We start from the raw sequence: 3637 nt of genomic DNA, 5'->3' as shown, positions 1-3637 counted from the left end.
CGCTAACCCTTTGCGGAGAGGCGTGAAGCACTTAAAAGTGGTCTATTCCAAAGAAGTCCCGCTGACACCGGACTACGAAGCGTGCGGTGAAGACGCTCGCGTTCATGGCAAACAGGTGCCGGGCAGCAGTGCTTTCGTGCCATCTGTGGCGGGACTGATCCTGGCGGGCGAAGTCGTTAAGGATCTGATCAAAGCATAATGAAATCGCTGAATCCATAAAATCGCAAACAGATTCCTCGAGATGCGGAAAAAGATTTCTGTATTTCGGGGAATTTTTTCTTTCTCTGGGAAATATACTGTTCTGGGTGGTGAGGCTATGATTATTATGATTCGAAAAAAACGGTTTTTACGGGCGGCAGGAGTGCTGGCTGCTGCGGTAGTGCTGGGAGCAGGGATCTTTACAGCGGCGGGCGTGCTGCAGGAAAAGAGTCTCAATACGGCGGCAGACGGCAACTGGGGACTCAGTTTTCAGGAGGCGGGGGAACCGCCGGTGGCGAATGCGACCATGGATTATCTGAAAAAATTCGATGCTTATTATGCGGAGGATACCGATAAGAAAGAGCTGTTTCTGACGTTTGACGCCGGCTATGAAAACGGTCATACGGCGAAGATCCTGGATACTTTAAAAAAGCATCACGTCAAGGCGACGTTTTTTGTGGTGGGAAATTTCATCGAGACCAGTCCTGATCTGGTGAAGCGGATGGTGAAGGAAGGACATCTGGTAGGAAATCACACCTTTACCCATCCTGACATGTCGGAGATCGCAACGGAAGAGGCATTTCATCAGGAACTATCCAAACTAGAGGATCTTTATGAAAAAACGACCGGCAAGAAGATGAAAAAATATTATCGACCGCCACAGGGTAAGTACAGCGAATCGAATTTAAAGATGGCAAAGAAAATGGGATATCATACGATTTTCTGGAGTCTGGCTTATGTAGACTGGTATGAGTCAGATCAGCCGACTCGGGAAGAAGCACTGGAAAAGATGGTTCCACGGATCCATCCGGGGGCAATCGTGCTCCTTCACAGCACATCGGCAACCAATGCGCAGGTGCTGGATGAACTGCTGACCAAGTGGGAAGACAAGGGATATTCTTTCAAACGCGTGGATCAGCTGACATAAGTCATCTGAGTCTGCGGGAAGTTTCCGGAATTTTAGAAAAACCGGAACCGGAATACCTGCTCCTTCATAGTATATACCATACGAGTGAAAGGAGAGTGTTTTCATGAGATGCACAACTTCGTCCCAATGGACGTCTGAGAGATGCAAAGGCGTCTGCGGAGATTCGCGGGAGCACGGCGGTTGCAGCGGTCCTGGCAGACCACCGTACAGACCTGGTGGTTGCAGCGATCCAGGCAGACCACCGTACAGACCTGGCGGCTGCGGGCATTATGGTGGCTGCGGGTATTATGATGGCTGTGAAAAACCGCCATACAGACCTGGTGGAAATCCGGAGTGTGGCTGCGGCAGACCGCCTCAGCCGTGCGGCTGCGGAACATCCTGCCATCCTGTCTGGGTTTGCGGCGATTAGCCGTCTACACATGTGATCCCTTGGATTTAAGACTATAATAAAAACAGCAGGTACTTCTCATTGCGAGACACCTGCTGTTTTAGTGTGCGCCTGTCAGCACACGATTTTATCTAATCTAGTTTTTCAGACTCTGCATAGGGGCCGGGATCCTGCCGCCTCTCTGGATCATAACAGATGAGGACTTGCGGTTGATCTTCATGATCGGACCAGTTCCCAAAAGTCCTCCAAAATCCAGGACTTCGCCGGCTTCGTGGCCGATGGCAGGGATCACGCGGACTGCCGTTGTCTTGGAGTTGACCATACCGATAGCTGCTTCATCGGCGATGATAGCGGAGATGGTATCAGCCGGGGTATCACCCGGGAGCACGATCATATCCAGTCCTACGGAGCACACTGCTGTCATGGCCTCCAGCTTTTCCAGTGTAAGTGTACCAGCCTCTGCGGCATCGATCATGCCTGCATCTTCGGATACCGGGATGAATGCTCCCGAAAGTCCGCCTACGCTGGAGGATGCCATAACGCCTCCTTTTTTCACTGCATCGTTGAGCATGGCCAGAGCCGCTGTGGTACCATGAGTCCCACACTGCTCAAGTCCGATCTCTTTCAGAATGTGAGCTACCGAATCGCCTACTGCCGGAGTCGGAGCCAGGGACAGATCGATGATCCCGAACGGAACTCCCAGTTTTGCAGAGGCTTCGCTTCCGACCAGCTGTCCCATACGGGTGATCTTGAATGCTGTTTTCTTGATGAGATCCGCCACTTCGGAAAGAGGTGCGTCTTTCGGAAGCTTCGAAAGAGCTGCCCGCACAACGCCAGGACCGGATACGCCTACGTTGATGACACAGTCAGGTTCTCCTACGCCATGAAACGCGCCTGCCATAAACGGATTATCTTCCGGCGCATTGCAGAAGACTACCAGCTTGGCAGCGCCGATGCACTGCCGGTCGCTTGTCAGCTGAGATGCTTCCTTGACCACGTTGCCCATCATTTTGACAGCGTCCATGTTGATGCCGGCTTTTGTGGAACCAACATTGACGGAAGAGCAGACGAAGTCCGTTTCTGCCAGTGCTCGTGGAATGGATTCGATCAGTTCCCTGTCGCCGGCCGCAAAACCTTTTTGCACGAGAGCAGTATACCCGCCGATGAAGTTGACGCCGATCTTCTTTGCCGCCTTGTCAAGGGCATGAGCGTACTTGACCGGATCACCGCCGGATACTGCTGTCAGCATGGCGATCGGTGTTACGGAAACTCGCTTGTTTACGATGGGAATACCGTATTTCTTTTCGATCTCTTCCCCTGTCTGAACAAGGTTGCCGGCCAGACGGCAGATCTTTTCATAGACCTTCTCGCAGGACTTGTCGATATCTGTATCGCAGCAGTCCAGCAGAGAGATCCCCATGGTGATGGTTCGTATATCCAGATGTTCCTCCTGGATCATGGTCATGGTTTCCATGATATCTTTCATGTTTAGCATTGCAGTTACCTCCCCCGGTCCTTAAATTCGATGCATGGAATTGAAAATGTCTTCATGCATTACGTGAACGGTCATAGTCGGCACTTCCTGCAGGATGCTTTCTTTCAGTTCATCCAGAGAACATTCCATGTGCTGGATATCCACCAGCATGATCATGGCAAAATACTTGTCCAGGATCGACTGAGTTACTTCTACAACGTTTACATTTGATTCGGCACAGGCAGTGCTGACTTTTGCCAGGATGCCTACCATATCTTTCCCAATAACGGTAATGACTGCTTTCATATTTCCCCTCCTGTAGTTTTGGTAATAATTTAATATTTTAGCACAGTATACCGCCCGTCTTCAAGGGCAGGGTCAGTTTTCCACCGTATTTTTATGCCCGGATATTTTTCTGCAAAGTACAGCTTGTTTCTTTTGGCATTCCCGATCATATTAGAGAAGGAATGACCGTTGCTTCTGAATGCAAATTCTCCTGCTGGCATTTGATTTTTTTTGGTGTTCTCAAGCAGCTGAAGCAATTGGTTTTCCAGGGATTCTTTCGCCAGTTCGCCTTCTACCAGCTGTCGGAACGCAGGGTGAAATGTATGACCGCAGACGGCTTCGCCCTCGGTAATCAAATCGGTGC

General features: G+C 50.6%; 4 protein-coding genes and 2 pseudogenes. 3 read left to right on the top strand and 3 right to left on the bottom strand.

Translation table 11 applies throughout. The features are described from left to right. The 3 genes and pseudogenes from H8876_RS00270 to H8876_RS00260 all read left to right on the top strand — a co-directional run. Nucleotides 1–199 (top strand): annotated as a pseudogene (locus tag H8876_RS00270) (tRNA threonylcarbamoyladenosine dehydratase); the annotation flags it as partial. 117 nt (nt 200–316) lie between these two features. Further along, nucleotides 317–1126 carry a delta-lactam-biosynthetic de-N-acetylase gene (pdaA, locus tag H8876_RS00265; protein WP_249286072.1) on the top strand — a complete coding sequence of 270 codons (810 nt, stop codon included), beginning with the start codon at nt 317–319 and terminating at the stop codon, nt 1124–1126. A gap of 103 nt (nt 1127–1229) precedes the next feature. Further along, entirely contained in the window at nt 1230–1535 is a 306-nt protein-coding gene (locus tag H8876_RS00260; protein ID WP_249286071.1) for a hypothetical protein, read from the top strand. 115 nt (nt 1536–1650) lie between these two features. Here the strand turns inward: H8876_RS00260 and H8876_RS00255 are convergent, their stop codons facing one another. The 3 genes and pseudogenes from H8876_RS00255 to H8876_RS00245 all read right to left on the bottom strand — a co-directional run. Beyond that, a complete protein-coding gene (locus tag H8876_RS00255) occupies nt 1651–3009 on the bottom strand; it encodes a PFL family protein (protein WP_249286070.1) in 1359 nt (452 codons plus the stop codon). A gap of 21 nt (nt 3010–3030) precedes the next feature. Then, nucleotides 3031–3294: an ACT domain-containing protein gene (locus tag H8876_RS00250; protein ID WP_177264331.1), complete on the bottom strand. Its 264-nt coding sequence runs from the start codon at nt 3292–3294 to the stop codon at nt 3031–3033. A gap of 29 nt (nt 3295–3323) precedes the next feature. Further along, nucleotides 3324–3637 (bottom strand): annotated as a pseudogene (locus H8876_RS00245) (elongator complex protein 3); the annotation flags it as partial.

The sequence above is a fragment of the Lentihominibacter faecis genome (assembly GCF_014306095.1).
In the GTDB taxonomy this organism is placed as follows: Bacteria; Bacillota; Clostridia; order Peptostreptococcales; family Anaerovoracaceae; genus Lentihominibacter; species Lentihominibacter faecis.
This window is presented reverse-complemented; position numbering and strand designations above follow the sequence as displayed.

What these genes read in the sequence shown, in the direction of transcription:
- H8876_RS00260 (WP_249286071.1), top strand. Translation starts at nt 1,230, where the DNA reads ATGAGATGCACAACTTCGTCCCAATGGACGTCTGAGAGATGCAAAGGC.
- pdaA (WP_249286072.1), top strand. Translation starts at nt 317, where the DNA reads ATGATTATTATGATTCGAAAAAAACGGTTTTTACGGGCGGCAGGAGTG.
- H8876_RS00250 (WP_177264331.1), bottom strand. Translation starts at nt 3,294, where the DNA reads ATGAAAGCAGTCATTACCGTTATTGGGAAAGATATGGTAGGCATCCTG.
- H8876_RS00255 (WP_249286070.1), bottom strand. Translation starts at nt 3,009, where the DNA reads ATGCTAAACATGAAAGATATCATGGAAACCATGACCATGATCCAGGAG.